Origin of the sequence: Microbacterium gubbeenense DSM 15944 (assembly GCF_000422745.1) — a bacterium.
Classification (GTDB): domain Bacteria; phylum Actinomycetota; class Actinomycetes; order Actinomycetales; family Microbacteriaceae; genus Microbacterium; species Microbacterium gubbeenense.
This window is the reverse complement of record NZ_AUGQ01000001.1, coordinates 218,048-240,419: the sequence shown is the minus strand read 5'-3', so window position 1 is coordinate 240,419 and position 22,372 is coordinate 218,048. Positions and strand designations below refer to the sequence as shown.

Below are 22,372 nucleotides of genomic sequence, written 5' to 3'. Positions count from 1 at the left end.
CCTGGATACCGTGGAACGCGTGAAGCTGGTGAATGACGCGAAGAAGGCCGTGGCACTCGTGAAGAAGGCGCGGCGCTCCCGCGCGGCTTATCGCGAGGTCACCGGCGCGATGAGGCAACAGGGCCCGCTCGAGCGCGGACGCTTCCAGATCGCGGTGTACTTCGCCGACGGCGACGTGAACATGTACCAGATCCGGCAGTGGTACCGGCCGCTCCAGGAGCTCGCGAAGACGTGGCCGGTCGTCGTGATCGCGCGCAACGCGACGGGGGCGAAGGCGATCGTGAACGATGGCGCGCTGCCGGTCGCGTTCGTTCCCGAGGTGCGGGGGGTCGAGCGCTTCATCGAGCGGCAGGACATCCGCATCGTGCTGTACGTGAACCAGAACACGCGCAACTTCCAGATGTTCCGGTACGGCCGTCGGTGGCACGTCTTCATCAACCACGGCGAGTCGGACAAGATGTACATGACGACGAACCAGTACAAGGCGTACGACTATGCGCTGATCGCCGGGCAGGCAGCGCGCGACCGCCTCGCCCGCACCCTGTGGGACTTCGACCTCGACAACAAGACGCTCGATATCGGGCGTCCGCAGGCCGATCACTATTCGGGGGTGACGCCGTTCGCAGACGATGGGCGCACCGTCGTGCTCTACGCGCCGACGTGGGAGGGTGACCGCCCCGCTGCCGCGTACGGATCGATCGCTACCCATGGGGAGGCGCTCGTGGCGACGCTGCTGGCCGATCCGCGCTACCGCGTGATCTACCGCCCGCATCCGCGCAGCGGCGTCGTGGATGCGGCATACGGCGAGGCGAACCGGCGCATCATCGCAGCCGTAGCCGCGGCGAACGCCGCCGATCCTTCGGCGCAGCACGTGTTCGACGACAAGCCGGAACTCGGCTGGCAGCTCGCCGCGGCGGATGTCGCGATCGTCGACATCTCCGCCATGGTCTACGACCGTCTCGCGGTGGGCAAGCCGCTGATGGTCACGCGGCCCGTCGATCCGTCTGCCGACGTCGACGAGAGCGGGTACCTCGGGGCGTGCGACTGGCTGACGACGGCGGGGTCGGCGGACATCGTGCCCGAGCTGACGCGGGTGCTCGAGGACCCGGACACCACATCGCGCCTCGCGGTCTGGGTGCAGCACTACTTCGGCGACACGGCGCCCGGTGCGCCGACGGCCCGCTTCCACGCTGCGATCACGCAACTGATGACGAAATGGGAGAGATTCGCCTCGGAATGAGGTGGGCCTCCGGCTCATCGAGGGGTGGCATAGAAGCTACGGCGTGAATGCTTAGGCGTTTGCGCGGTGGCCTCGAGACCATCGATTCATGCCCGCCACTCATTCGCCCGCCTCCGCGGAGGTCGGGCGTCGCATCGCGGCGTTCCGCGCCAAGGCGGGCGTGAGTGCTCGCGCTCTCGCCGAGAGCGCCGACATGGACCTGACCAATTACCAGCGCATCGAGCGCGGGCGCGGAAACCCGACGATCTCGACGCTGCTGCAGATCGCCGTGGCGCTCGAGGTCGACGTGGGAGAGCTCGTCACCGGGCTCGGCGTGGACGACCTGCAGAACGGGCGGCTGCCCTACGGATACACCGAGCTGCCGCAGCGCCGCCGCAGCACGCGCGTCGTGTACTAGAACACGAACTGCCACAGCAGCTCCTCGTCGACGCCGGCGCGGCGCCAGCTGAGCGTGATCGCCATGTCGGCGACGTCGATGTTGCACAGGCAGATCTCGTTCTCGTCGCCCGGCAGGATCGTGCCCCAGTGCTCGGTCGTCACCCGATCGCCCGCGCGGATCAGGGCGCGCCCGTATTCCAAAGGCTCGACCGACGCGTTGGCGACGATCGGGTGCGGCAGGTCGCGCTGCACGCGCCACGGGGTAGGGCGGGGAAGGGAATCGACGTTCTGCGTCATGCCCTCAACATACGAAGAACCCCTGACATTCGAACAGATGATCGAATGTCAGGGGTTCTCGACGCGGATGCGTCAGGCCAGAACCTCGTTGGCCCGCACGAGGTCTTCCGCGAAGTCGACCTCCACGGCGTAGAGGTCGCTGATGTCCATGGCGGCGATGCGCACACCGTTCTCGCTGATGGCGAGCTCGAGGCCGCGCTCGAAGTAGTCCTGGTCATCGACGCGCTGCAGCTGTGCGAGGAGCGCGCGCTTGTCCTGGCGGGCGATGTAGTTGATGCCGACCGCCTCGCCGATGCCTCCGACGACGGTCTTGGACAGTTCGTCGACGAAGCCGTTGCGGTCGAGCGTGTACTTGACCTCTTCGTCGCTCACCTGCGAGGTGTTGACGGTCACGAACGACTGCTCGTTCTCGATGAGCTCGACGGCGCGGCCGAGAACGCGCGGGTCGAAGACGACGTCGCCGTTCATCCAGAGCACGCCGCCGCGGCCGGTTGCGGCGAGGGCGCGCATCAGGCTCTTCGACGTGTTCGTCTGGTCGTACGCCTCGTTGTGGACGTAGCTGGCGTCCGGGAAAGCGTCGATGATCGTCTCGGCGCGGTAGCCGACGACGCTCGTGATGTGGGCATCGGATCCGAATGCGGCGCGAATGTTCTCATGCTGCTGCTGCATGATGGTGCGGCCGTCGGACAGCATCGTCAGCGACTTGGGCAGCTCGCGCCCGAGGCGCGTGCCCATACCTGCTGCGAGGATGACGGTCTGGAGGGTCATGCGGTTACTCCTTGATCTGGGGGAGGGGCTTGCCCGTGAATCCGAGAACCCCGCGGTGGCGGTCGGTTCATCAGGAATTCATCCCTTGTCTGTTGCCAGGATACCAACCGATGCTGAAAAACGCAGGATTGTGCGGCGGATCTGGAGGATTCCCGCCGCCCGCCGCCGTGGCGCGGAGGCTGTTCGCGATCCGATTGCTAGATTGGGGCGGTGACGAGATCGCCGGGGCAGAAGGGGACAGCCGTGCGCGAAGAGCCCGCGTCCGACGCGGAAGTCGCGGACCTGGTGCCCGCGCCGCCGAAACCGGCAGAGACCGCCGGAGACGCTGCGCGTCGGCTCGAGGATGACCGCGTCGCAGAGGCGTCGTCCGACGCCGACGATGCATCCGAGGCCCCAGCCGATGACGCTGCCGAGATCGACGCCGCCGAGACTGACGCGGCCCCGTCCGGCGCACCGCACGCGGTGAGCGAGTCAGAACCCGCGCTCGCCCTCGAACTGCGCGGCGTCGTGAAGACGTACCGGGGCGAGCCCGCGGTCGCGGGCATCGACCTGAGCGTTCCGGCGGGATCCTTCTACGGGCTCGTCGGACCGAACGGCGCGGGCAAGACGACGACGCTGTCGATGATCTCCGGGCTGCTGCGCGCGGATCGCGGGGAGATCCGCGTGTTCGGCGAGGACGCTCGCGCGAATCCCCGCGCGGCCAAGCGCCTCATGGGCGTGCTGCCCGACCGCATGCGCACGTTCGACCGCCTGTCGGGTCGTCAGCTGCTGCACTACGTCGGCTCGCTGCGCGGGCTGTCGGCGCGCTCGGCGCGAGAGCGCGCGAACGAGCTCGCCGAGGCCTTCGACCTGGCGCCCGCGCTCGGCCGTGCCGTATCCGACTACTCCACCGGCATGACGAAGAAGCTCATGCTCGCGTGCGCCATGATCCATGCACCGCGCCTGCTCGTGCTCGACGAGCCGTTCGAATCGGTCGACCCGATCTCGTCCCAGAAGCTTCTCGACGTGCTCCGCACCTACGTCGCGGGCGGCGGCACCGTGATCCTCTCGGGGCACAGCATGAGCCTGATCGAGCGCATGTGTTCGCGCATCTCAGTCCTCGTGACCGGCCAGGTGCTCGCCGAGGGCACGGTTGACGAAGTGCGCGGCGAGATGACGCTCGAGCAGCGGTTCATCGACCTCAGCGGAAGCGGCACGGAAGGGGGCGGGCTCGAGTGGTTGCACACGTCCTCCGCCTGAGGGCTGTCGAAGCGCTTGCGCCGTACCGATCGCACCGGTTGCTCCGCGCCGTCGTCGTGCTCGTCTGCGTCGTCATCGCGACGGGCCTCGGTGTCTGGGGCGCCCTCGCCCTCGCCAGCCTGCCGGTCGACACCGCGCGGGTCGTCACCGTCGTTGCCGGATCCCTCCTCGCGCTCGCGTTCTTCATCGCGCCGGCCGGGTCCGCGCGCCCGGATCCCCTCGATCCCGCGTCGTTCGCGCTGCTGCCCGTTCCGCGATCGGGCGTCGCCCTCGGCGGGGCGCTCGCGAGCGTGATCAGCGTGCCGATCCTCGCGGTTGTCGCGTTCGACATCGGGCTCGCGACCGCGAGCATCGCGCACGGCGCACCCGCCTGGATCGCCGTCGCCGGCGTCGCGTGCCACGTCTTCACCTGCGCGCTGTTCGCACGCCTCGGCTACGCCGCGCTCGTGCGGATCCGCCTCGGCGGGCGCACCCGGGAGGGTGCCGTGCTCGCCGTGCTCATCGGCATCGCCGTGGTCGTGCCGGCCGTCAGCTACGCGCTCTCCGCGTCGTGGCAGCTCGGGGCGCCGGCGCTCGCGATCCGGGTCGCCGATGTGCTCGCTGTCACCCCGATCGGCGCGGCGGCCGGCCTGATCACCGGCGGATCGACCGCGATCTCCATCGTCGCGATCGCGACGCTCGTCGCCGCCGCGGCCGGATGGGCGCTCATCGTGCGCCGCGCGTTCTCGTCCCTCCCTCAGGCGCCGGGCGCGCAGCGCTCCGGGCTGGGGTGGCTCGGCGTGTTCCCGCGCACGGCGACCGGCGCGATCGGCGCGCGCGGCGTCATCTACTGGGCGGCCGACGTGCGATACCTCGCGAACCTCGTGATCATCCCCGTGGCGGGCCTGTTGCCGATCGTTCCGCTGCTCATCGCCGGCGTTCCCGCGGACATCGTCGCTCTCGTGCCGTTGCCGATCATCGCCGCGTTCATCGGCTGGATCGCGCACAACGACCTCGCGTACGACTCGGAAGCGCTGTGGCTGCACCTCGTGACCGGTGTGCGCGGAATCGCGGATCGCCTCGGGCGCCTCGTACCGGTCACGCTGTTCGCGATTCCCGTCCTATCGGCGACCATCGCGCTCACGGCCTCGTTCGCGGATGCGTGGGATCACCTGCCCGCCCTGATCGGGGTCGCCCTCGCGCTGACGCTCACCGGGTTCGGGCTGTCGAGCATCTCCTCGGCGGCCGCGCCGTACGCCGTGGCGCGCCCGGGCGACAGCCCCTTCCGGCAGCCGCAGCGCCTCGGGGCCCGCGGGGCGATCGCCCCGACGCTGGTCCTGATCCTCACCGTCGCCGCCGCCGTGCCGACGATGATCCCCGCCGTCGAGACGCTGCTCGGCGGCGCGCAGCTCGACGATGACGTGCTTCTGCGCGGCGCGGTCACCGGAGTCGGCGCGCTCGTCGTCGGCGTGCTCATCGGCGCACTCGTGTTCCAGCGCCGCGGGCACCTGCTCGTCGATGTCGGGCGCGCGCTCTGACGAGCCACGCCCTCGAATTCCCTCTACAATCGAGAACATGAGCACGCCACTCGACAGCCCCGATGGGGGCGGCACCGCACTTCTTGACCGGGAACTGAGAGAGCTCATCGAAGAGCAGACTCAGGATCCGGGCGACCACGAACGCTTCAGCCATTACGTGCAGAAGGACAAGATCATGGAGTCGGCGATCACGGGCAAGCCCGTGCGCGCCCTCTGTGGGAAGAAGTGGACCCCCGGGCGCGATCCCGAGAAGTTTCCGGTCTGTCCGACCTGCAAAGAGATCTACGAGGACCTTCGGAAGTAGCGGCGCCCGGTTCCGCCTCAGGCGGAGACGGTCGGGATCGCCGGATCCGACTTGCTGAGCGCGAGCGCGCGCACGGGCAGCTCCTGGCGTGCGCGCGCGTGGTGCGCCCGCGCGGCGACGACACCGGCCGGGCCCTCGTGGCTCGAATCGAACTCGCCTCCGTCGACGAACGGCACGACGAGGGGGCGCGAGCCCTCCGGCACGGTCGCATCCATCGTGAGACGCACGATCTCCTCGGTCGCGGTGCCGCGCTCGACGCGGCGGAAGGCCTGCTTGCGCCCACCCGTCGATCCCTTGTCCTGCGCCTTCTTCGCCACCGGGATCCATGCGCCCGACGCGTCCTGGCGGGCCACGAGCTTGTAGACGAGGCCGGCCGTCGGGTATCCGGATCCCGTCACGAGCGAGGTGCCGACGCCGTACGAGTCGACCGGCGACGCCGCGAGCGCCGCGATCGCGTACTCGTCGAGATCACTCGTGACGGTGATGCGCGTGCCGGTCGCTCCGAGCCGGTCGAGGTGATCGCGAACGTCCGCCGCGACCAGCGGCAGATCGCCGGAGTCGATGCGAACGCCGCCCAGCTGCGGCCCCGCGATCTCGACCGCCGTGCGCACGCCCTCCGAGATGTCGTAGGTGTCGACCAGCAGGGCAGTGCCGGTTCCGTGGGCGTCGATCTGCGCGCGGAACGCGTCCTCCTCCGTGTCGTGCAGGAGGGTCCAGGCGTGCGCCGCCGTGCCCATGGTGGGCACGCCCCAGGTGCGCCCCGCCTCGAGATTGCTCGTCGACGTGAACCCGGCAATATAGGCCGCGCGCGCGGCGGCGACGGCGCCGTACTCGTGGGCCCGACGGGATCCCATCTCGGCGATCGGGCGATCGCCCGCGGCGATCGACATGCGCGCCGCGGCGGTCGCGACCGCCGAGTCGAAGTTCAGCACGCTCAGCGCGAGCGTTTCGAGGATCACGGCGTCGGCGAACGTGGCCTCGACCGTCAGCAGCGGCGACTCCGGGAAATACAGCTCGCCTTCGCGGTAGCCCGCGATGGATCCGGAGAAGCGGTAGTTCTCGAGGTACGTCAGCGTCTCGGGGCCCACGACCCGCTGGTCGCGGAGGAATCGCAGGTCGTCGTCGGAGAAGCGGAAGTCTCGCAGCAGCGACATCAGGCGCCCCTGGCCCGCCGCGACGCCGAATCGACGGCCGCCCGATAGCCGCCTGCCGAACAGCTCGAACACGCATCGACGATGCGCCGTGCCGTCGCGCAGCGACGCGTCGAGCATCGTGAGTTCGTAACGATCCGTCAAGAGCGCGGTCGACTGAAGCATGATCGCCACTCTACTGGCGTGCGGCGGCGGTCATCGGCAGGCGTGCGTCCGGGGCTTTCGAGGGCACGGCCGTGTAGATTTGACCGCTATGGGAATCGCATTCTCCGAGGCACGTTCGGCCGTCACTCGGTTCGAGGTGAGGCAGCCGGAGACACGGGGAAACCTGATCCGGCTGCGGTACGCGGCCGCGGGCGACGACGGGCCGATCTACGAGTTCGTCGAGGAGGTCGAGATCCCCGGCGAGATCCCGGATTCGCCCCTGACCGAGGGCCTCGCGCGACTGCTCGCCCTCGCGGCGTCCCTGAGCTACTTCAAGGCCTTCGCGCCGACGACCTTCGCCGTTCCGGGCGGCCTGACGTCCGCCGAACGCCGGTTCGTCACGGAGCTGATCACGGGCGGTCTCGGCGAGTTCGCGATCGTCAACGACCTGCCCGAGGTCCTCGATCCCGTCGTCCTCGCGCCGTCGCTCGCGGATCCGGTGCCGGCAGGCCGGGAGCGAACCGGAGCGCGTTCGCTCGTGGCGGTCGGCGGCGGCAAGGACTCGGTCGTGTCGATCGAGGCGCTGAAGGCCTCAGGCATCGAGGTCGGGCTGTTCGCGATCAATCCGCGCGGGCCCATCGAGGCCACGGCCGAGGTCGCGGGCATCGGCCTCGAGCGCGCGAAGCGCCGGATCGCCCCGCTGCTGCTGCGGCTCAACGGCGAGGGCGCGCCCAACGGCCACGTGCCGGTGACGGCCATCAACTCCCTCATCGCGCTGATCACCGCCGCGGCGAACGGGTACGGCACCGTCGTGTTCAGCAACGAGGCGAGCGCGTCCTACGGCAACCAGCGATGGGCGGGCCGCGACATCAACCACCAGTGGTCGAAGAGCAGCGAGTTCGAGGCGCTGCTGCGCCAGAGCCTCCCTCACGGCGCGCCCGACTACGTCTCGCTCCTGCGCCCGATCACCGAGATCCGCATCGCGCGCCGGTTCGCACAGCACCCGGCGTACCACTCGGTCTTCACGAGCTGCAACCGCGCGTTCCGCATGAGCGCGGCCGCCGACGCCACCTGGTGCGGCGAGTGCCCGAAGTGCCGGTTCGTCTTCCTCATCCTCGCGCCCTTCCTCAGCCGCGACGCGCTGCTTCAGATCTTCGCCGGACGCGACCTGTTCGCGGACGAGCAGCAGACCGAGGGCTTCCTCGAGCTGCTCGGCGTGGACGGCCTGTTCAAGCCGTTTGAGTGCGTCGGAGAGCCCGACGAGTGCCGCGTCGCGCTCGACATGCTGCGGGACCGCGACGACTGGGCCGGTCATCCGTTCCTCGCCCGGCCCGAGGTCCGGGCCGTGTCGTCGACGGATGCCGAGCGCGACAGCGTGTTCGCGTGGCGCGGATCCGAGCACTTCCTCTCGCCCGAGCTCGAGGCGGTCGCGCGTGAGATTTGACGAGCTGGCGGCACGCGATGTCGTCATCTGGGGCGCCGGGCGCGAGGGCATGGCCGCGCACCGCGAGCTCGCGGGCCGCGGAATCGGATCCGTGATCGCGGTCACCGGGACCGGACCCGCGCCGGACGGCGTCGTCACGGGCGACGCGGCGTGGGCGCTGCTCCAGAGCGCCGGCGCCATCGTGAAGTCGCCGGGGATCCCGCACACGTCCGGCGAGTACATCGCGCTGCGAGACGCGGGCGTTCCGATCACGTCGCTCATGGACCTCTGGCTGACGGAGAACCGCGACCGGGTCATCGCCGTCACGGGCACGAAGGGGAAGAGCACGACTTCGGCGCTCGTGCAGCACATCCTCACCGCGCTCGGCCGCACCGCCGAGCTGGCCGGAAACATCGGCATCCCGGTCGGCGCGCACGTCGGCGACGACATCGACTGCGCCGTGACCGAAGTCTCGAGCTACCAGGCCGCAGAGCTCACGGCGTCGCCGCGCGTGGCCGTGATCACCTCCCTGTACCCGGAGCACCTGCCGTGGCACGGCGGGTTCGAGAACTACGTCGCCGACAAGCTGCGCCTCGCGGCGTTCGGCCCCGACACCGTCGTCGTGCCGGATCCGTCGGACGACCTCGGCCGCCGCGTGCGCGCGGTCGCGGGCGACGCGCGGATGCTCTCGCCCGCGAGCCTCGGCATCGCGGTGACCGAGCGCGCGATCTCGTGGGACGGCGCCGGATCGCTCGCCCTTGCGGACATGAATCTCGTGGGCACGCACAATCTCACGAACGCCGCGCTCGCGCTGGCCGCCGTCGATGCCTATCTCGGCGCGTCGGACCGCTCGCGCGCGCTCGAGGCGGTCGCGACGTTCGTCCCGCTCGCGCACCGGCTCGAGGTCGTGCCGTCGGGCGACGGCCGCACCTGGATCGACGATGGGCTCGCCACGGCGCCGCAGGCGGTCGCCGCCGCGCTCACGAGCGTTGTCGCGCCCCGCATCGCGCTGATCGCGGGCGGTTCGGAGCGCGACCTCGACTTCTCGCCGATCGTCGACGCCCTCGCGGGGCGCGACGACGTCGAGCTCGTGTGCACGGGACCCGCCGGGGCGCGCCTCGCCCGCGAGGCGCAGGGCCGCGCCGCGCGGATCCATGTCGCGAGCGGCTTCGCCGACGCCGTTGCCATCGCGCGCTCGCTGACGGCGTCCGGCGACGCGATCCTGCTCTCGCCGGGCGCGCCGAGTTTCGATGAGTTCGCCGACTACGAGGCGCGCGCGGCCGCGTTCCGCGGCTTCGCGGCCGAACACGCACAGTAGGGTCGAACGTGGTGCGCGGGGCCCATCGCGCCCGCGCTGACAAGCATCGCTCTGAGAGGATCCCCATGACAACTCGCGCCGACGGTCGCGCACTCGACCAGCTCCGCCCCGTCACAATCGAACGAGGCTGGAGCAGCCAGGCGGAGGGATCCGCCCTGATCAGCTTCGGCGGCACGAAGGTGTTGTGCACGGCGAGCTTCACGAACGGCGTGCCCCGCTGGCTCACCGGCAAGGGCAAGGGCTGGGTCACGGCGGAGTATGCGATGCTGCCCCGCGCCACGAACGATCGCTCGACGCGCGAGAGCGTGAAGGGCAAGATCGGCGGACGCACGCACGAGATCTCGCGCCTGATCGGCCGTGCCCTGCGCGCCGTCGTCGACACGAAGTCGCTCGGCGAGAACACGATCGTCATCGACTGCGACGTGCTGCAGGCCGATGGCGGCACCCGCACGGCGTCGATCACGGGCGCATACGTCGCCCTCGTCGACGCAATCGAGTGGGGCCGGGAGAAGGGCTTCGTCGCGAAGAAGGCCACGCCGCTCAGTGACTCGATCGCCGCGATCTCGGTGGGCATCATCGACAAAACCCCCATGCTCGACCTGCCGTACGAGGAGGACTCGCGCGCCGACACCGACATGAACATCGTCATGACCGGTTCGGGCAAGTTCGTCGAGGTGCAGGGGACCGCGGAGGCCGCGCCGTTCGACAAGGCCGAGTTGGATCAGCTGCTCGAGCTGGGCGCGAAGGGCTGCGCCGACCTCACCCAGCTGCAGCAGGCGGCGCTCGGCCGATGATCCGAGTCGTACTGGCGACGCACAACGCGCACAAGGTCGCCGAGCTGCAGTCGATCGTCTCGCGCGTGCGCCCCGACATCGAGGTCGTCTCCTACGACGGCCCCGAGCCGGTCGAGGACGGCACGTCGTTCCAGGCGAACGCGCTCATCAAGGCCCGCGCGGCGGCCGCGCACACGGGCCTCGTCGCACTCGCGGACGACTCCGGAATCTGCGTCGACGTGCTCGGCGGATCGCCGGGCGTCTTCTCGGCGTACTGGGCGGGGCACGACAAAGACGACTCGGCGAACCTCGCGCTGCTGCTCGACCAGATCTCCGACCTCGCGCGCGACGAGGACCGCACAGCGCATTACACCTCGGTGATCGCGCTCGTGACACCCGAGGGCGAGGAGCACACGGTCGAGGGGATCTGGCCGGGGCGCGTGGCCCGCGAGCCGCGCGGCGAGGGCGGGTTCGGATACGACCCGATCTTCGTTCCCGACGGCGACGACCGTTCGGCGGCCGAGCTGACGGCGTCGGAGAAGAACGCCGTCTCGCACCGCTCCCGCGCGCTCGAGGCGATCGTGCCGCTGCTCGAGGCGCTCTGACGCGAGCGCTCGGATCCGCGCCTTCTCGCCCGGCCTCAGCCGGCGAGCGAGGCGCGGCTCGTGCCCACCGCGTCGAGCACGACGCCGTCGGGCACGAAGAGCGAGAGCATGATCGGATGCCACGTCGTGGCGACGACGGCGCGGGCGGTCGACGGATCGGGGGTCGTGATCTCGGCGAGGTGCGCATCGACGGGGGAGACCGCGAGCACCTCCTCGGCTTGACGGCGCGCGAGAGCGGGGTCGAGCCGGATCCGCGCCCCGCCCGCGTCCGCGACGATCTCGAACCCATCGGAGGCCGCGAGCGCCGCGGCGTCCGCCAGGGCATCCGTGCGCTTCTGCGCGGTGAAGAGCGAGACCGCGTTCGCGCACACCAGCGTCAGCGCGATTCCGAGCAGCATGTACACGAGGATGAGGGGCAGCACGCTGCCGCGCTCGTCGTCCCCGACCTCGTCCGCGCCGATCATTCGGTCAGCCTCTCCACGCGGTACGTGCCGGTCGCGTCGACCGGGATCGCCGTGGCGTCCGCGAGCCCGAAGAGGTCGGGCATGAAGGGGAGCGAGACGGTGTCGGAGACCGTGACGAGAACCGTCGCGCCCGCCGCCGGGCAGTGCGCGCCCGCGGGAACGCACTCGACGCGGATCGCCAGGGATGCGGGATCGAGCCCGTACCCGGCCGCGACGCTGTCGCGCACCACGGTCGCTGCGGCCTCGTCGCCGGAGGCGATCGTGCGCGCGACGAAGCGCGCGGTGGCCTCGGCACCGAGCGCGGCGTTCTGCACCGCCCCGAGCGCGAGCACCAGGTAGACGATCGGCACGAGCAGGATCAGCCCGGCGACGATGAACTCGAGCGACGCGCTGCCGCGCTCGTCATCCCGCGGATTCCACGGGCGCATGCGCGGTCACCACCGATCCGGCCGAGATGCCGAAGAACCCGACGAGCGGATAGGTCGCACCGAGGTCGACCTTGACCATATCGACGCCGTTCATGCTCATCCGCGTCACGAGCGCCCACTCGATCGTGTCGTGACCGAGCGCGGCCGTCACCACCTCGTGAGCGCGGTGCTCGGCCTCCGCGTCGCTCGTGTCGGCGAGCGCCGCATGGAAGGCGGCCTCGACGGCCGCGTCCTGCACGATGTTGCGGGCGTACATCGCGAGCCCGAACTGCAGCACCGCGAGGGTGAGCGCCGTGAGCAGCAACCCGACGAGGATGAACTCGGCGGGCGCCGACCCGCGTTCGCCCGCGCTGTCGGGCTCGGCCATCACATGCCGTTGATGAGCCCGAGCGCCTTGCCGAACAGCCCCTCGAGCGCGGGACCGGCGATCGCCCAGATCGCGACGCCGATCGTCACGGTCATCAGAGTTATGAGTACCCAGCCAGGGATGTCGCCACGCTCCTCGTCGCGGATCTCGCCCCACGCGTCGCGGGCTCGGATCGAGCCTCTGATGGTCAGTTCTGTCAGTCGGTCGTACATGCGTGTCGCCTTTCATCTGCGGATCAGAACCCCTGTTGGAGAATCGCGACCCCGGGGAAGATCGCGAACAGAACGGAGAGGGGGAGGAGGCCGAAGACGAGCGGAATCATCATCAGAATCTCCTTGCGCCCGGCCGTCTCGATGAGCGCGCGCTTGGCGTCCTCGCGCGCGTCCGATGCCTGTGCTTCGAGCGTCTCGGCCAGCGGCGAGCCCCGCTCAATCGCGGCCACGGCGTGATCGATCGCGCGCGTGAGCACGGGCGCCTTGATGCGCCTCGTCATCGCGGTGAGCGCGTCGGTGAGCGTGGCGCCGGTGTCGACCTCGACGGTCGCGGCGCGCAGCTCGGCGGTCAGCTCGCCGGTTCCGACGTCGGCGACGCGCCGGACGCTGCCGAGCACGCCCTCGCCAGCCGACAGGCACAGGGCGAGGAACTCCAGGACGGTCGGCAGCTCCTCCTCGATGCGCGCGACGCGCGAGCGGGCCGCCGCCGAGAGCAGCAGGTCGCGCGCGACGACTCCGGCGGCCGCGGCGATGAACGGGACGGCGATCGCGGCGACGGACATGCGCCCGGCGGTCATCATCGCGACGACGATCGCGGCGCCGATGCCGAGGCCCGCGAGGCCCCAGACCAGCTGCGAGCCGCGGAACGCCGCGACGTCCGGGGTCCGGCCCGCCTGCGCGAGCCGCAGTTCGAGCGATTCCGCGCCGCCGAGGATCCGGGCGAACTTCGCCTGCCCGCGCCGCCACAGCGATCCGACGCCGCCCGCGAGCGCCGCGGTCGGATCGGTGATGGCGTCGGCGAGCGTCGTGCCGGCGGGATCCGTGACGTCGCGCACGTACGGCCCGACGCGGCGCACGAGCGCGGGGGATCGCCATGACGGAAGCGCCGCCGCCACGCACCACGCGCCCACGCCGATGCCGCCGCCGAGGAGCAGGGCGATCGCCACATCGGTGGCCCCGGTCACGCGAACCACCTCCGCGGCTCGGGGAGGCGCCCGACGCGCAGCATGATTCGGTAGGCGACGAACGAGATGACCGCACCGACGAGGATGAGCGTGACCCCCGACGCGCTCGCGTAGGCCTGCGCGCCCTCGGGTCGAACCGACATCACGGCGAGCACCGCCCACGGGGCGACAACGCCGAGCACGGCGGCCCCCTTCGTCCACGACTGCTTCGACTCGACCTCGCCGCGGAGAGCGGCATCCGATCGGATCGAGACCGACAGCGCCCGGAGGACGGGCACGAGCTCGGTGCCGCCGACCTCGCGGGCCATGCGCAGCGTCTCGACGATGCGGTCGGCCATCGGATCGGAGAGCTGCTGCTTCAGCCGGTCGAGGCTCGACGCGAAGTGACCCGATGCGCGCACATCGCGGTCGAACTGGGCGAAGGCGGGCCGCACGGCGCTGGGCGCCGAATCTCCGAGCACCGCGACCGCGTCGGGCAGGGAGAGCCCCGCGCGCACCGACCCGACGAGCAGATCGCACACGTCGGGCCACACCGCGCGGCGCACGCGCACGAGCCGGGCCGCGCGCGAGCGCAGCCACACGAGGGGCGCCCACGCGGCCGCAACCCCGGCGAGAAGGGCGAGCGCGCCCGCGGTCGTCACGAGCCACGCCACGGCGGCCGCGGTGAGCGCGCACCCGGCCATGACCGCGCCGAGCACGCGCGGCGCGACCTGCGCGTATCCGGCCGCCTCGAGCAGCTCGGTCGCTCGCGAGACGAGCGCGTTCGGACCCTTCGGCGCCCGCGCGCGCGAGCGATCCGCGGGCCATAGCCAGGGGGACGCGACGAGCAGAAAGCCGATGCCGAGCCCTCCGCCGAGGAGGGCGATCATGCGGCGCGCTCCGATCGGCGCAGTGACGGGGCGCGGTCGGTATGCGCGCGGTAGATCGTGCGCGTGGTCGGTGCGCCGCCCGTGATCTCGCCCGTCGGCTCGATGATCTCCTCGACGTAGCGAGCGCCGTCGGCAGACCGCGCGCAGTGCACGACGAGATCCAGCGACCCGGCCACGGCCGGGAGAACGAAATCGCGGTCGATGTTGCGGCCCGCGAGCAGCGGCAGAGCCGAGAGCTTCACGAGCGCGTCCGCCGCGGAGTTGGCGTGGATCGTGGCGGCGCCGGGGAGGCCCGTGTTGAGCGCGAGCACGAGATCGAGCGCCTCCGCGTCGCGCACCTCTCCGACGATGAGCCGGTCCGGCCGCATGCGGAGGGCCTCCTTCACCAGGCGGCGCAGCGTGATCTCGCCCGTGCCCTCGAGGCTCGGCTGCCGCCCCTGCATCGCGACGAGGTCGGGTGCATCGATCGACAGCTCGAAGGTCTCCTCGACCGTCACGATGCGCTGCTCGGGCCGGCACTCGGAGGCGAGGGCGCCGAGCAGCGTGGTCTTTCCGGCGTGCGTGGCCCCGGACACGAGCACCGAGCGTCCCTCGCGCATCGCGTCCCCGAGCAGGTCGGCCGTGCGGCGGGGGAGCGAATCCAGCTCGACGAGGCGGTCGAGGGACCCGACGGACGGCAGGAACTTTCGGATGTTGACGGCCCAGCTGCCCCGCGCGATTCCGCCGTGCACGACGTGCAATCGCGAGCCGTCGGGCAGCGAGGCGTCGACGAACGGCTGGCTGATGTCGATGCGCCGTCCCGACGTGTGCAGCATGCGCTCGACGATGTCGCGCACCAGATCGTCGGTGAGCTCCATCGGCACGCGCTCGGAGACGCCGGCCCGAGCGATGAACACGTCTCGGGCGGAGTTCAGCCAGATCTCTTCGATGCCGGGGTCGTCGAGGAGCGGCTGCAGCGGGCCGTATCCCGCCACGGCGGCGACGACCTCGCGGGCGGCGGCGTCGAGGTCGTCGACGGTGCGGGATCCGCGTGCGAGCGCGTAGTCGTTGTGGCGCCGGATCTCCGCGAACGCGAGGCGCCGGACGTCGTCGGCCAGCACGGCGCGACCGCTGAGGACCGACTGATCGCCGCGGATGCGCTCGCGCACGCGCTCGACGATCGAGTGCTGCTCCGGATTCATCCGGCAAGCGTGCCAGAAATCCGAGATCAGCCTCGAAAGTTATCCACAACCAGAAGTTTTCGGCCTCTGACCTGGGATTGACCAGCCTCCGTGGAGGAATCCTCTCAGTGCGTCGTCGCCTCGAGCTCCTTGCGAACGATGCTCGAGCCCGCGCTGAGCGCGCTCAGCTTGCCGAGCGCGACGTCGCGGGACAGGGGCGCCATGCCGCAGTTCGTGCTCGGCACGAGCTTGTCGGCATCGACGAACGCGAGCGCCTTCCGGAGGGTGTCGGCGACCTCCTCCGGCGTCTCGATCGTCTCGCTCGCGACGTCGATCGCTCCGAGCATGACCTTCTTGCCCCGGATGAGCTCGATGAGATCCATCGGGACGTGGGAGTGGTGCGATTCCAGCGAGACGATGTCGATGGCCGACTGCTGCAGGAGCGGGAACGACTTCTCGTACTGCCGCCACTCCGACCCGAGGCTCGCCTTCCAATCGTTGTTCGCCGCGATCCCGTAGCCGTAGCAGATGTGCACGGCGGTCTCGGCGCGCAGGCCCTCTGCCGCCCGCTCGAGCGCCGCGATGCCCCAGTCGTGCATCTCATCGAAGTAGACGTTGAACGCGGGCTCGTCGAACTGGATGATGTCGACGCCCGCCGCCTCGAGGTCTCGCGCCTCCTGGTTGAGGATCGTCGCGAACTCCCACGCGAGCTTCTCGCGGCTCTTGTAGTGGCTGTCGTAGAGCGTGTCGATCATGGTCATCGGGCCGGGCAGCGCCCACTTGATCGGCTGATCGGTCTGCTGGCGGAGGAACGTCGCGTCCTCGACGAAGACGGGCCTCTCGCGGCTCACGGCACCGACGACGGTCGGCACGCTCGCGTCGTAGCGGTCGCGGATCCGGACCGTCTCGCGCTTCTCGAAGTCGACGCCGCTGAGGTGCTCGATGAACGTCGTCACGAAGTGCTGGCGGGTCTGTTCGCCGTCGCTGACGATGTCGATGCCGCGGCGGCGCTGCTCCTGGACCGCGACGCGCAGCGCATCCTGCTTGCCCTCGACCAGGTCGTCGCCCTCGAGCTTCCACGGCGACCACAGGATCTCCGGCTGTGCGAGCCACGACGGCTTCGGCAGGCTGCCGACGATGGAGGTGGGGAGCAGCGCGGGCGTGACCGGGCGCTCTGCGCCGGTCATGCGGCGGGCACCGGGTAGGCGGCGGCCCACTGTTCGAGGATCTCCCCGTGCGGCTTCATGAAGTGCTCCTCCGTGTATCGTCCCTGCGTGATCGCGAGCTCGCTGCGCTCCACGCGATCGTAAGCGATCTGCGTCGGCGTGAAGTCCTGCCCCTCCAGGCTCGGTCGGTAGACGTCGGCGGCGGGAACGTTCGCGCCGTAGATCTCGGGTCGATAGATCTTCTGGAACGTCTCCATCGTGCTGATGGTGCCGATGAGCTGCAGGTGGGAGTAGTCGTTGAGCAGGTCTCCGCGGAAGTAGAACGCGAGGGGCGCAGAGCTGCCGGCGGGCATGAAGTAGCGCACCCGCAGCCCCATCTTTCCGAAGTACTCGTCGGTCATCGAGAAGTCGTCCTGCCGATACTCGACGCCGAGCACCGGGTGGTGGTTCTCGGTGCGAGAGTACGTGCGGCTCGTCGACACGCTGATGCAGATCACGGGCGGCATCGCGAAGCGCTCCCGATACACCGGGGAGGCGAGGAAGTGCTCGAACAGCTTGCCGTGCAGATCGCCGAAGTCGGCCGGAACGGCGGGGCCGTTCGAGGCGTCGCGAGCCGCCGGCAGCAGCACGCTGAAGTCGTAGTCGCGAACGTAGGACGAGAAGTTGTTGCCCACGATGCCGTGGTGGCGCCGGCCGGTGTGGCGGTCGACGATCTGGATGTCCAGGACCTCGAGCAGCGGGAACGCCCGATCGTCGCCCTCGGCCGTGAACTCGAGTGCGACGGACACGATGTCGAGCTCGAGGGTGTAGCGGTCGCGGTTCGGGTTGTCCCAGTGCGCGAGAGCGTTGAACCGGCGGTCGATCATCGTCAGCGCGTTCCGGAGGTTCTGCTGACGGTGCTCGCCCCGAGCGAGGTTCGCGAAGTTCGTGGTGATCCGCGAACTGTCCGTCGGCGAGTAGTCCTCGTCGAAGCGGGTGGTGGTGATGCTGAAGGTGAAGTCGTTCGCCATGAGCGGCCAATCCGGTGGTTGGTCGGCCGGGCCCGGCCTAACGGAAGTCGATTCGGCTACGTTACGTGCGCGCCGCGGTCATCGAGTAACCCGGCTCGACTATGACGTTCTATAGTTTTTGACTATGACCCGAGGATCGAGCGGCATCACCCTGCAGCAGCTGCGCTATTTCATCGAGGTCGCGGCGGAGGGATCGATCTCGGCCGCCGCCGACCTGCTCTACGTGGCCCAGCCGACGATGTCCGCGGCGATGAAGGATCTCGAGACGAGGGTCGGCCGCGCCCTCCTGCGCCGGTCCGCCCGCGGCGTGACGCTCACGGATGAGGGCGCCGAGTTCCTCGGATACGCCCGGCAGGTCGTCGAGCAGGTTGCGCTGCTCGAACACCGCTATCTCGGTCAGCCGCTGTCGCGACGCCTGCTCGGGGTATCCGCGCAGCACTACTCGTTCGTCGTCGACGCGTTCGTCCGCATGGTGAAGGACGGCGGGGCGGACGAGTACGAGTTCTCGCTGCGAGAGACCCGCACCTGGGACATCATCGAGGACGTCCGCACGCTCCGCAGCGAACTCGGAATCCTCTATCGGAACGACTTCAACCGCAAGGTCATCGACAAGCTGCTGCGCGATTCGGGGCTGGCGTTCCACCCGCTCTTCCTCGCCGTGCCGCACATCTTCATCTCGCGGAAGAACCCGCTCGCATCGAGAGATCGCGTCACCCTCGCGGATCTCGCCGAGTTTCCGCGGCTCACGTTCGACCAGGGCGCGAACAACTCGTTCTACTTCGCCGAGGAGATCCTCTCCACGATGTCGACCAGTAGGGAGATCCGGGTCTCCGACCGCGCGACCATCTTCAACCTCATGAGCGGACTCGACGGCTACACGATCTCGACGGGCATCATCAGCGACGACCTCGACCCCGAGATCGTCGCGATTCCGCTCGATGTCGACGAACGCATGGAGATCGGCTGGATCGGCCATTCCTCGATCCCGCTCAGCGAGCAGGCGCAGCGCTACCTCACCGAGGTGCGGGCCGTCGTCGCGGGTTTCGGCGTTGCGCTGATCGGCTAGCCCGACGCCATAGAATGGTCGGCGCGCGGGCGTGGTGGAATCGGTAGACACGCAGGATTTAGGTTCCTGTGGCTTCGGCCGTGCGGGTTCAAGTCCCGCCGCCCGCACCCAGCGCGGCGCGCTACCTGTTCGGCGAGTATCGCGGCACCCACCGCATGAAGCCGAGCGCACCGACGAGGCCGATGGCGCCGATGACGCCGGTGGCCACGGGAAGCGACGCGATCGCGGTGATCCCGGCGACGAGCAGGGGAGTGGCCGACGCCCCGCCGTCCGTCATCGTGCGCCACGCCCCGAGGAACGGGGCCGGATCGTCCTGCGGCGCCTGGTCGGATCCGAGCGTCATGAGCGCGCCCGACGAGAGCCCGTTGCCGATGCCGATGATGATGGCGCACACGGCGAACGCGATCTCCGCCGATCCGGCATTGTGCGTCAGCGCGAGGCAGAGCAGCGACAGGCCCATCATGAGCTGTGACGGCACGGTCGCCCAGATGCGGCCGAAGCGGTCCATCACCTGGCCGCTCGCGTAGAACAGCGAGAACTCGGCCGCGCCGGCGAAGCCGACGATGAGCGAGATCTGCCACGATTCGAGGCCGATCGCGAGCCCCCACAGCGGGAGGATCGCTTGGCGCCCCGCGCGCACCGCGGCCATCGAGGCCGCCGACAGCCCGAGGCGCGCGAGCACGCCGCGGTGCCGGCGGATCGTCGCGAACAGGCCGTGTCGACCGGCCGCAGGGATCGATCCGGTCACCGGTTCGCCCGTGTCCTCCAGCTCCATCGATCGCTCCCGTGCGCGCCGCGCGCGATCGTCCGCGGCGGCGCGCGTCTCCGGATCCGGTCCGAACGCGACGAGGAGGCCCATCGCGACGAGACACGCGCCGAAGAACCACAGCGTCGACGTCTCGCTGCCGGTCATCGCGATGAGGCCCGCCGCCATGAGGGGGCCGGTGAACGTGCCGAGCCGGAAGGATCCGCCGATCAGGGCGAGCGCCCGCGCGCGGAACGCGAGCGGCGCGCGCGTGGTCATGAACGCGTGCCGCGCGAGCGCGAAGACCGATGCGCACGTGCCGATGAGCAGGGCCCCGAGGCCGAGCACCGCGATGTTGGGCGCGAGCAGCATGACCGCAATGCCGACGAGCGAGATCCCCGCGGCGACGATCATCGCGGCCCGCTCGCCGAAGCGCGCGATGAAGACGCCGGCGGGCAGGTTTCCGCACAGCTGACCGACCGGAATCATCGCCGCCACGAGCGCCGCGGCCGGCAGCAGGGCCTCGGGGGCGAGCCCCGCCGCATGGTGCGCGGCGATCTTCGGCAGCACGGGGATGAGCGCGCCCTGACCCATCGAGTACATCGCCGTGGGAGCGTAGATCATCGGCCAGTACGCGCGGATCGCCCGCCCAGCCGCGCCCCGCGCCGCGGGTTGTCCGGTCATTGCACTCCAGGTCGCTCGCAGTGAGAACGCTCCCCGCGTGAGCAGGATAAGCTTCTCAGGACATGCTAGAACTCGATCTCTCCGCCGAAATCCACTCGCTGCGCACCACCTTCGACAACATCCGCGAGGTGGTCGACGTCGATGGCCAGCGCGCCGAGGTCGCCAAGCTCGAGGAGCGCGCGGCCGATCCCGACCTCTGGAACGATCAGGAGAACGCGCAGAAGGTCACGAGCGCGCTCAGCCACCACAAGGCGGCGATCCGCAAGATCGAGTCGGCGGCATCGCGCCTCGACGATCTCGAGGTGATGGTCGACCTCGCCAATGAGATGGACGACGAGGACGCGGCGACCGAGGCGCGCACCGAGCTCGCCGCGCTCGAGACCACGATCCAGGACCTCGAGGTGCAGACGCTGCTCGACGGCGAATACGACGAGCGCGCCGCGGTCGTCACGATCCGCGCCGGAGCGGGCGGCGACGACGCCACCGACTTCGCCGAGATGCTCATGCGCATGTACCTGCGGTGGGCCGAGCGCAACAGCTACTCGACGAAGGTGCTCGACACGTCCTACGCCGAGGGCGCGGGCATCAAGTCGGCGACGTTCGAGATCGACGCCCCGTACGCGTTCGGCGTGCTGTCGGTCGAGGCCGGCACGCACCGCCTCGCGCGCATCAGCCCGTTCGGATCCGCGGACAAGCGCCAGACGAGCTTCGCCGCCGTCGAGGTCATCCCCCTTATGGAGGAGGCGACCGAGGTCGACATCCCCGAGAACGACATCCGTGTGGACGTGTTCCGCTCGTCCGGCCCCGGCGGCCAGTCGGTGAACACGACCGACTCGGCTGTGCGCATCACGCACATCCCGACGGGCATCGTGATCTCGATGCAGAACGAGAAGTCGCAGATCCAGAACCGCGCCGCGGCGATGCGCCTGCTGCAGACGCGCCTGCTGCTGCTCCAGCGCGAGCAGGAAGCGGCGAAGAAGAAGGAGCTCGCCGGCAACATCACGGCGAGCTGGGGCGATCAGATCCGTTCCTACTTCCTCTACGGCCAGCAGCTGGTCAAGGACCTGCGCACCGGATACGAGATGACGCAGCCCGACCAGGTGTTCGACGGCGATCTCGAGGGGCTCATCAACGCCGGCATCCGGTGGCGCAAGCGAGCGGACAATGACTGACGAGACGTCCGCTGACGACGACGCCCTCCGCTGGGACGGCGACGACGATCCGACCCTGCGGGCGACGCCGCGCGACGAGGCCCCGGCGCCGCGGAAGGTCGCGGCTCCGGTGTCCGAGCCCGCTGGCGATGAGGCCGAGCCCGTAGCCGGATCCGGCAACGTCGCGCTCGTCGCGTACGGCGTGCTCGGCGGGATCTACGCGCTGTGGACGGCCGGCTGGGTGCTCGGGGCGATGCGCCTGCGGGAGCGCATCGAAGGAGCCACCGGCGCGGTCGCCGACTTCATGTTCCTCGGCAGCATGGTGCTCGCGATCGTGACGCCCGCCGTGTGGTTCGTGACCGCCGTTCTCGGCACCCGCGGAAAGCGTCCGTGGCAGCGATTCCTCTGGCTCGGTCTCGGCGTGCTGCTGCTCGTGCCGTGGCCCTTCATGATGGTGGGGGTGGTCGGACAGTGACCGATACCGCTTCCTCGAAGAGGTCCGCCCCCGCGTGGGTCCTCGCGAGCATCGCCGGCCTCTTCGGCCTGTTCTACGCATACGCCGTGTGGGCCGGAGTGCAGTACCTCATGGTGACCCTGCAGGAGATCTCCCGCCAGGAGGAGCTGCTCGGCGCCGAGGTCGCGCTCACGCCCGTCGCATGGATCGCGCTCGTCATGGCGATCCTCGTGCCGATCGCCGCCTTCGCGATCGCGATGGTTCTCGGGCGCGGAAAAGCCGCGTGGAAACTCGCGCTGCTGCTGCTCGCCGGCCTCGCCATCACCTCGGTGTTCTGGCTCGACGTGCAGGCGTTCACGATGACCGCGCGCATCATCGCCTGACCGCGGGGTGTGCGGGGCACCCGCTCGACGCGACTAAGCTTGAGCGCACGGCGGCGCCGTGGGCGCGGCCGTTCCCGTGTGCAGCGCCGTC

Annotated in this window: 26 protein-coding genes and 1 tRNA gene; 14 read left to right on the top strand and 13 right to left on the bottom strand. The window is 70.0% G+C overall.

All coding sequences use genetic code 11. From position 1 onward, the window contains the following. The first annotated feature begins 19 nt into the window (after positions 1 to 19). Complete coding sequence (locus G510_RS0101220; RefSeq protein WP_029152099.1) at positions 20 to 1,240, top strand: CDP-glycerol glycerophosphotransferase family protein; 1,221 nt, start codon at positions 20 to 22, stop codon at positions 1,238 to 1,240. 88 nt (positions 1,241 to 1,328) lie between these two features. After that, positions 1,329 to 1,637, top strand: coding sequence for a helix-turn-helix domain-containing protein (locus tag G510_RS14925; RefSeq protein WP_051216119.1), 309 nt, complete (start codon positions 1,329 to 1,331; stop codon positions 1,635 to 1,637). On the opposite strand, the gene G510_RS14920 is transcribed toward G510_RS14925, so the two are convergent. After that, positions 1,634 to 1,915: a hypothetical protein gene (locus tag G510_RS14920; RefSeq protein WP_036321444.1), complete on the bottom strand. Its 282-nt coding sequence runs from the start codon at positions 1,913 to 1,915 to the stop codon at positions 1,634 to 1,636. The genes G510_RS14925 and G510_RS14920 overlap by 4 nt on opposite strands. Positions 1,916 to 1,987: 72 nt before the next feature. Next, complete coding sequence (locus G510_RS0101205; protein ID WP_029152098.1) at positions 1,988 to 2,683, bottom strand: phosphocholine cytidylyltransferase family protein; 696 nt, start codon at positions 2,681 to 2,683, stop codon at positions 1,988 to 1,990. Between the two features lie 210 nt (positions 2,684 to 2,893). Between G510_RS0101205 and G510_RS0101200 the strand changes: the two genes are divergently transcribed. The 3 genes from G510_RS0101200 to G510_RS0101190 are packed head-to-tail and all read left to right on the top strand — an operon-like array spanning position 2,894 to position 5,743. Further along, positions 2,894 to 3,922, top strand: a complete 1,029-nt coding sequence (locus G510_RS0101200; protein WP_245563201.1) for an ABC transporter ATP-binding protein — start codon at positions 2,894 to 2,896, stop codon at positions 3,920 to 3,922. Between the two features lie 38 nt (positions 3,923 to 3,960). Continuing rightward, positions 3,961 to 5,439 carry a hypothetical protein gene (locus tag G510_RS0101195; protein WP_051216117.1) on the top strand — a complete coding sequence of 493 codons (1,479 nt, stop codon included), beginning with the start codon at positions 3,961 to 3,963 and terminating at the stop codon, positions 5,437 to 5,439. Between the two features lie 37 nt (positions 5,440 to 5,476). Further along, positions 5,477 to 5,743 (top strand): DUF3039 domain-containing protein, encoded by a 267-nt coding sequence (locus tag G510_RS0101190; RefSeq protein WP_029152095.1) that lies wholly within the window; start codon positions 5,477 to 5,479, stop codon positions 5,741 to 5,743. Between the two features lie 17 nt (positions 5,744 to 5,760). Here G510_RS0101190 and G510_RS0101185 read toward each other — a convergent pair whose 3' ends face one another. Next, positions 5,761 to 7,059 carry a nicotinate phosphoribosyltransferase gene (locus tag G510_RS0101185; protein ID WP_029152094.1) on the bottom strand — a complete coding sequence of 433 codons (1,299 nt, stop codon included), beginning with the start codon at positions 7,057 to 7,059 and terminating at the stop codon, positions 5,761 to 5,763. An 88-nt stretch (positions 7,060 to 7,147) separates the two neighbouring features. On the opposite strand from G510_RS0101185, the gene G510_RS14915 reads away from it, so the two are divergent. From G510_RS14915 to rdgB, 4 genes are all read left to right on the top strand, one after another. Then, positions 7,148 to 8,482 carry a MurL-like N-terminal domain-containing gene (locus G510_RS14915; RefSeq protein ID WP_051216115.1) on the top strand — a complete coding sequence of 445 codons (1,335 nt, stop codon included), beginning with the start codon at positions 7,148 to 7,150 and terminating at the stop codon, positions 8,480 to 8,482. After that, positions 8,472 to 9,779, top strand: coding sequence for a UDP-N-acetylmuramoyl-L-alanine--D-glutamate ligase (gene murD, locus G510_RS14910; RefSeq protein ID WP_051216113.1), 1,308 nt, complete (start codon positions 8,472 to 8,474; stop codon positions 9,777 to 9,779). The genes G510_RS14915 and murD overlap by 11 nt, the downstream gene beginning before the upstream one ends. Positions 9,780 to 9,844: 65 nt before the next feature. Next, the gene (rph, locus tag G510_RS0101170) at positions 9,845 to 10,573 is read left to right on the top strand and encodes a ribonuclease PH (protein ID WP_029152093.1); all 729 of its coding nucleotides are present in this window, start codon (positions 9,845 to 9,847) and stop codon (positions 10,571 to 10,573) included. Next, on the top strand, positions 10,570 to 11,157 hold the full coding sequence (gene rdgB / locus G510_RS0101165) for an RdgB/HAM1 family non-canonical purine NTP pyrophosphatase (RefSeq protein WP_029152092.1): 588 nt from the start codon (positions 10,570 to 10,572) through the stop codon (positions 11,155 to 11,157). Before rph ends, rdgB begins: the two co-directional genes overlap by 4 nt. A gap of 35 nt (positions 11,158 to 11,192) precedes the next feature. Here rdgB and G510_RS0101160 read toward each other — a convergent pair whose 3' ends face one another. From G510_RS0101160 to G510_RS0101120, 9 genes are all read right to left on the bottom strand, one after another. Beyond that, a complete protein-coding gene (locus tag G510_RS0101160) occupies positions 11,193 to 11,621 on the bottom strand; it encodes a hypothetical protein (protein WP_029152091.1) in 429 nt (142 codons plus the stop codon). After that, entirely contained in the window at positions 11,618 to 12,049 is a 432-nt protein-coding gene (locus tag G510_RS0101155) for a hypothetical protein (RefSeq protein WP_029152090.1), read from the bottom strand. The genes G510_RS0101160 and G510_RS0101155 overlap by 4 nt, the downstream gene beginning before the upstream one ends. Next, positions 12,024 to 12,416, bottom strand: coding sequence for a TadE/TadG family type IV pilus assembly protein (locus G510_RS0101150; protein WP_036321440.1), 393 nt, complete (start codon positions 12,414 to 12,416; stop codon positions 12,024 to 12,026). The genes G510_RS0101155 and G510_RS0101150 overlap by 26 nt, the downstream gene beginning before the upstream one ends. Continuing rightward, the gene (locus G510_RS14905; protein WP_036321437.1) at positions 12,416 to 12,628 is read right to left on the bottom strand and encodes a hypothetical protein; all 213 of its coding nucleotides are present in this window, start codon (positions 12,626 to 12,628) and stop codon (positions 12,416 to 12,418) included. Before G510_RS14905 ends, G510_RS0101150 begins: the two co-directional genes overlap by 1 nt. Before the next feature lie 23 nt (positions 12,629 to 12,651). After that, positions 12,652 to 13,593, bottom strand: a complete 942-nt coding sequence (locus G510_RS0101140; RefSeq protein ID WP_029152088.1) for a type II secretion system F family protein — start codon at positions 13,591 to 13,593, stop codon at positions 12,652 to 12,654. After that, positions 13,590 to 14,462 carry a type II secretion system F family protein gene (locus G510_RS0101135; RefSeq protein ID WP_029152087.1) on the bottom strand — a complete coding sequence of 291 codons (873 nt, stop codon included), beginning with the start codon at positions 14,460 to 14,462 and terminating at the stop codon, positions 13,590 to 13,592. Before G510_RS0101135 ends, G510_RS0101140 begins: the two co-directional genes overlap by 4 nt. Further along, positions 14,459 to 15,643, bottom strand: coding sequence for a TadA family conjugal transfer-associated ATPase (locus tag G510_RS14900; RefSeq protein ID WP_051216111.1), 1,185 nt, complete (start codon positions 15,641 to 15,643; stop codon positions 14,459 to 14,461). The genes G510_RS0101135 and G510_RS14900 overlap by 4 nt, the downstream gene beginning before the upstream one ends. Before the next feature lie 104 nt (positions 15,644 to 15,747). Continuing rightward, complete coding sequence (locus G510_RS0101125; protein ID WP_029152086.1) at positions 15,748 to 16,809, bottom strand: methionine synthase; 1,062 nt, start codon at positions 16,807 to 16,809, stop codon at positions 15,748 to 15,750. After that, positions 16,806 to 17,798, bottom strand: coding sequence for a DUF1852 domain-containing protein (locus tag G510_RS0101120; RefSeq protein ID WP_029152085.1), 993 nt, complete (start codon positions 17,796 to 17,798; stop codon positions 16,806 to 16,808). The genes G510_RS0101125 and G510_RS0101120 overlap by 4 nt, the downstream gene beginning before the upstream one ends. Before the next feature lie 124 nt (positions 17,799 to 17,922). Between G510_RS0101120 and G510_RS0101115 the strand changes: the two genes are divergently transcribed. Both G510_RS0101115 and G510_RS0101110 read left to right on the top strand, forming a co-directional pair. Then, positions 17,923 to 18,864, top strand: coding sequence for a LysR family transcriptional regulator (locus tag G510_RS0101115; RefSeq protein ID WP_029152084.1), 942 nt, complete (start codon positions 17,923 to 17,925; stop codon positions 18,862 to 18,864). Between the two features lie 25 nt (positions 18,865 to 18,889). Then, positions 18,890 to 18,971, top strand: a tRNA-Leu gene (locus G510_RS0101110). A gap of 14 nt (positions 18,972 to 18,985) precedes the next feature. Here the strand turns inward: G510_RS0101110 and G510_RS0101105 are convergent. Then, positions 18,986 to 20,293, bottom strand: coding sequence for an MFS transporter (locus tag G510_RS0101105; RefSeq protein WP_036321434.1), 1,308 nt, complete (start codon positions 20,291 to 20,293; stop codon positions 18,986 to 18,988). Between the two features lie 62 nt (positions 20,294 to 20,355). Between G510_RS0101105 and prfB the strand changes: the two genes are divergently transcribed. Genes prfB through G510_RS0101090 form a run of 3 tightly spaced genes read left to right on the top strand, consistent with a single transcriptional unit; the run spans position 20,356 to position 22,281 of the window. After that, positions 20,356 to 21,465, top strand: a complete 1,110-nt coding sequence (gene prfB / locus G510_RS0101100; protein ID WP_029152082.1) for a peptide chain release factor 2 — start codon at positions 20,356 to 20,358, stop codon at positions 21,463 to 21,465. Further along, complete coding sequence (locus tag G510_RS0101095; RefSeq protein ID WP_029152081.1) at positions 21,458 to 21,919, top strand: hypothetical protein; 462 nt, start codon at positions 21,458 to 21,460, stop codon at positions 21,917 to 21,919. The genes prfB and G510_RS0101095 overlap by 8 nt, the downstream gene beginning before the upstream one ends. Beyond that, complete coding sequence (locus tag G510_RS0101090) at positions 21,916 to 22,281, top strand: hypothetical protein (RefSeq protein WP_029152080.1); 366 nt, start codon at positions 21,916 to 21,918, stop codon at positions 22,279 to 22,281. Before G510_RS0101095 ends, G510_RS0101090 begins: the two co-directional genes overlap by 4 nt. Positions 22,282 to 22,372 lie beyond the last annotated feature (91 nt).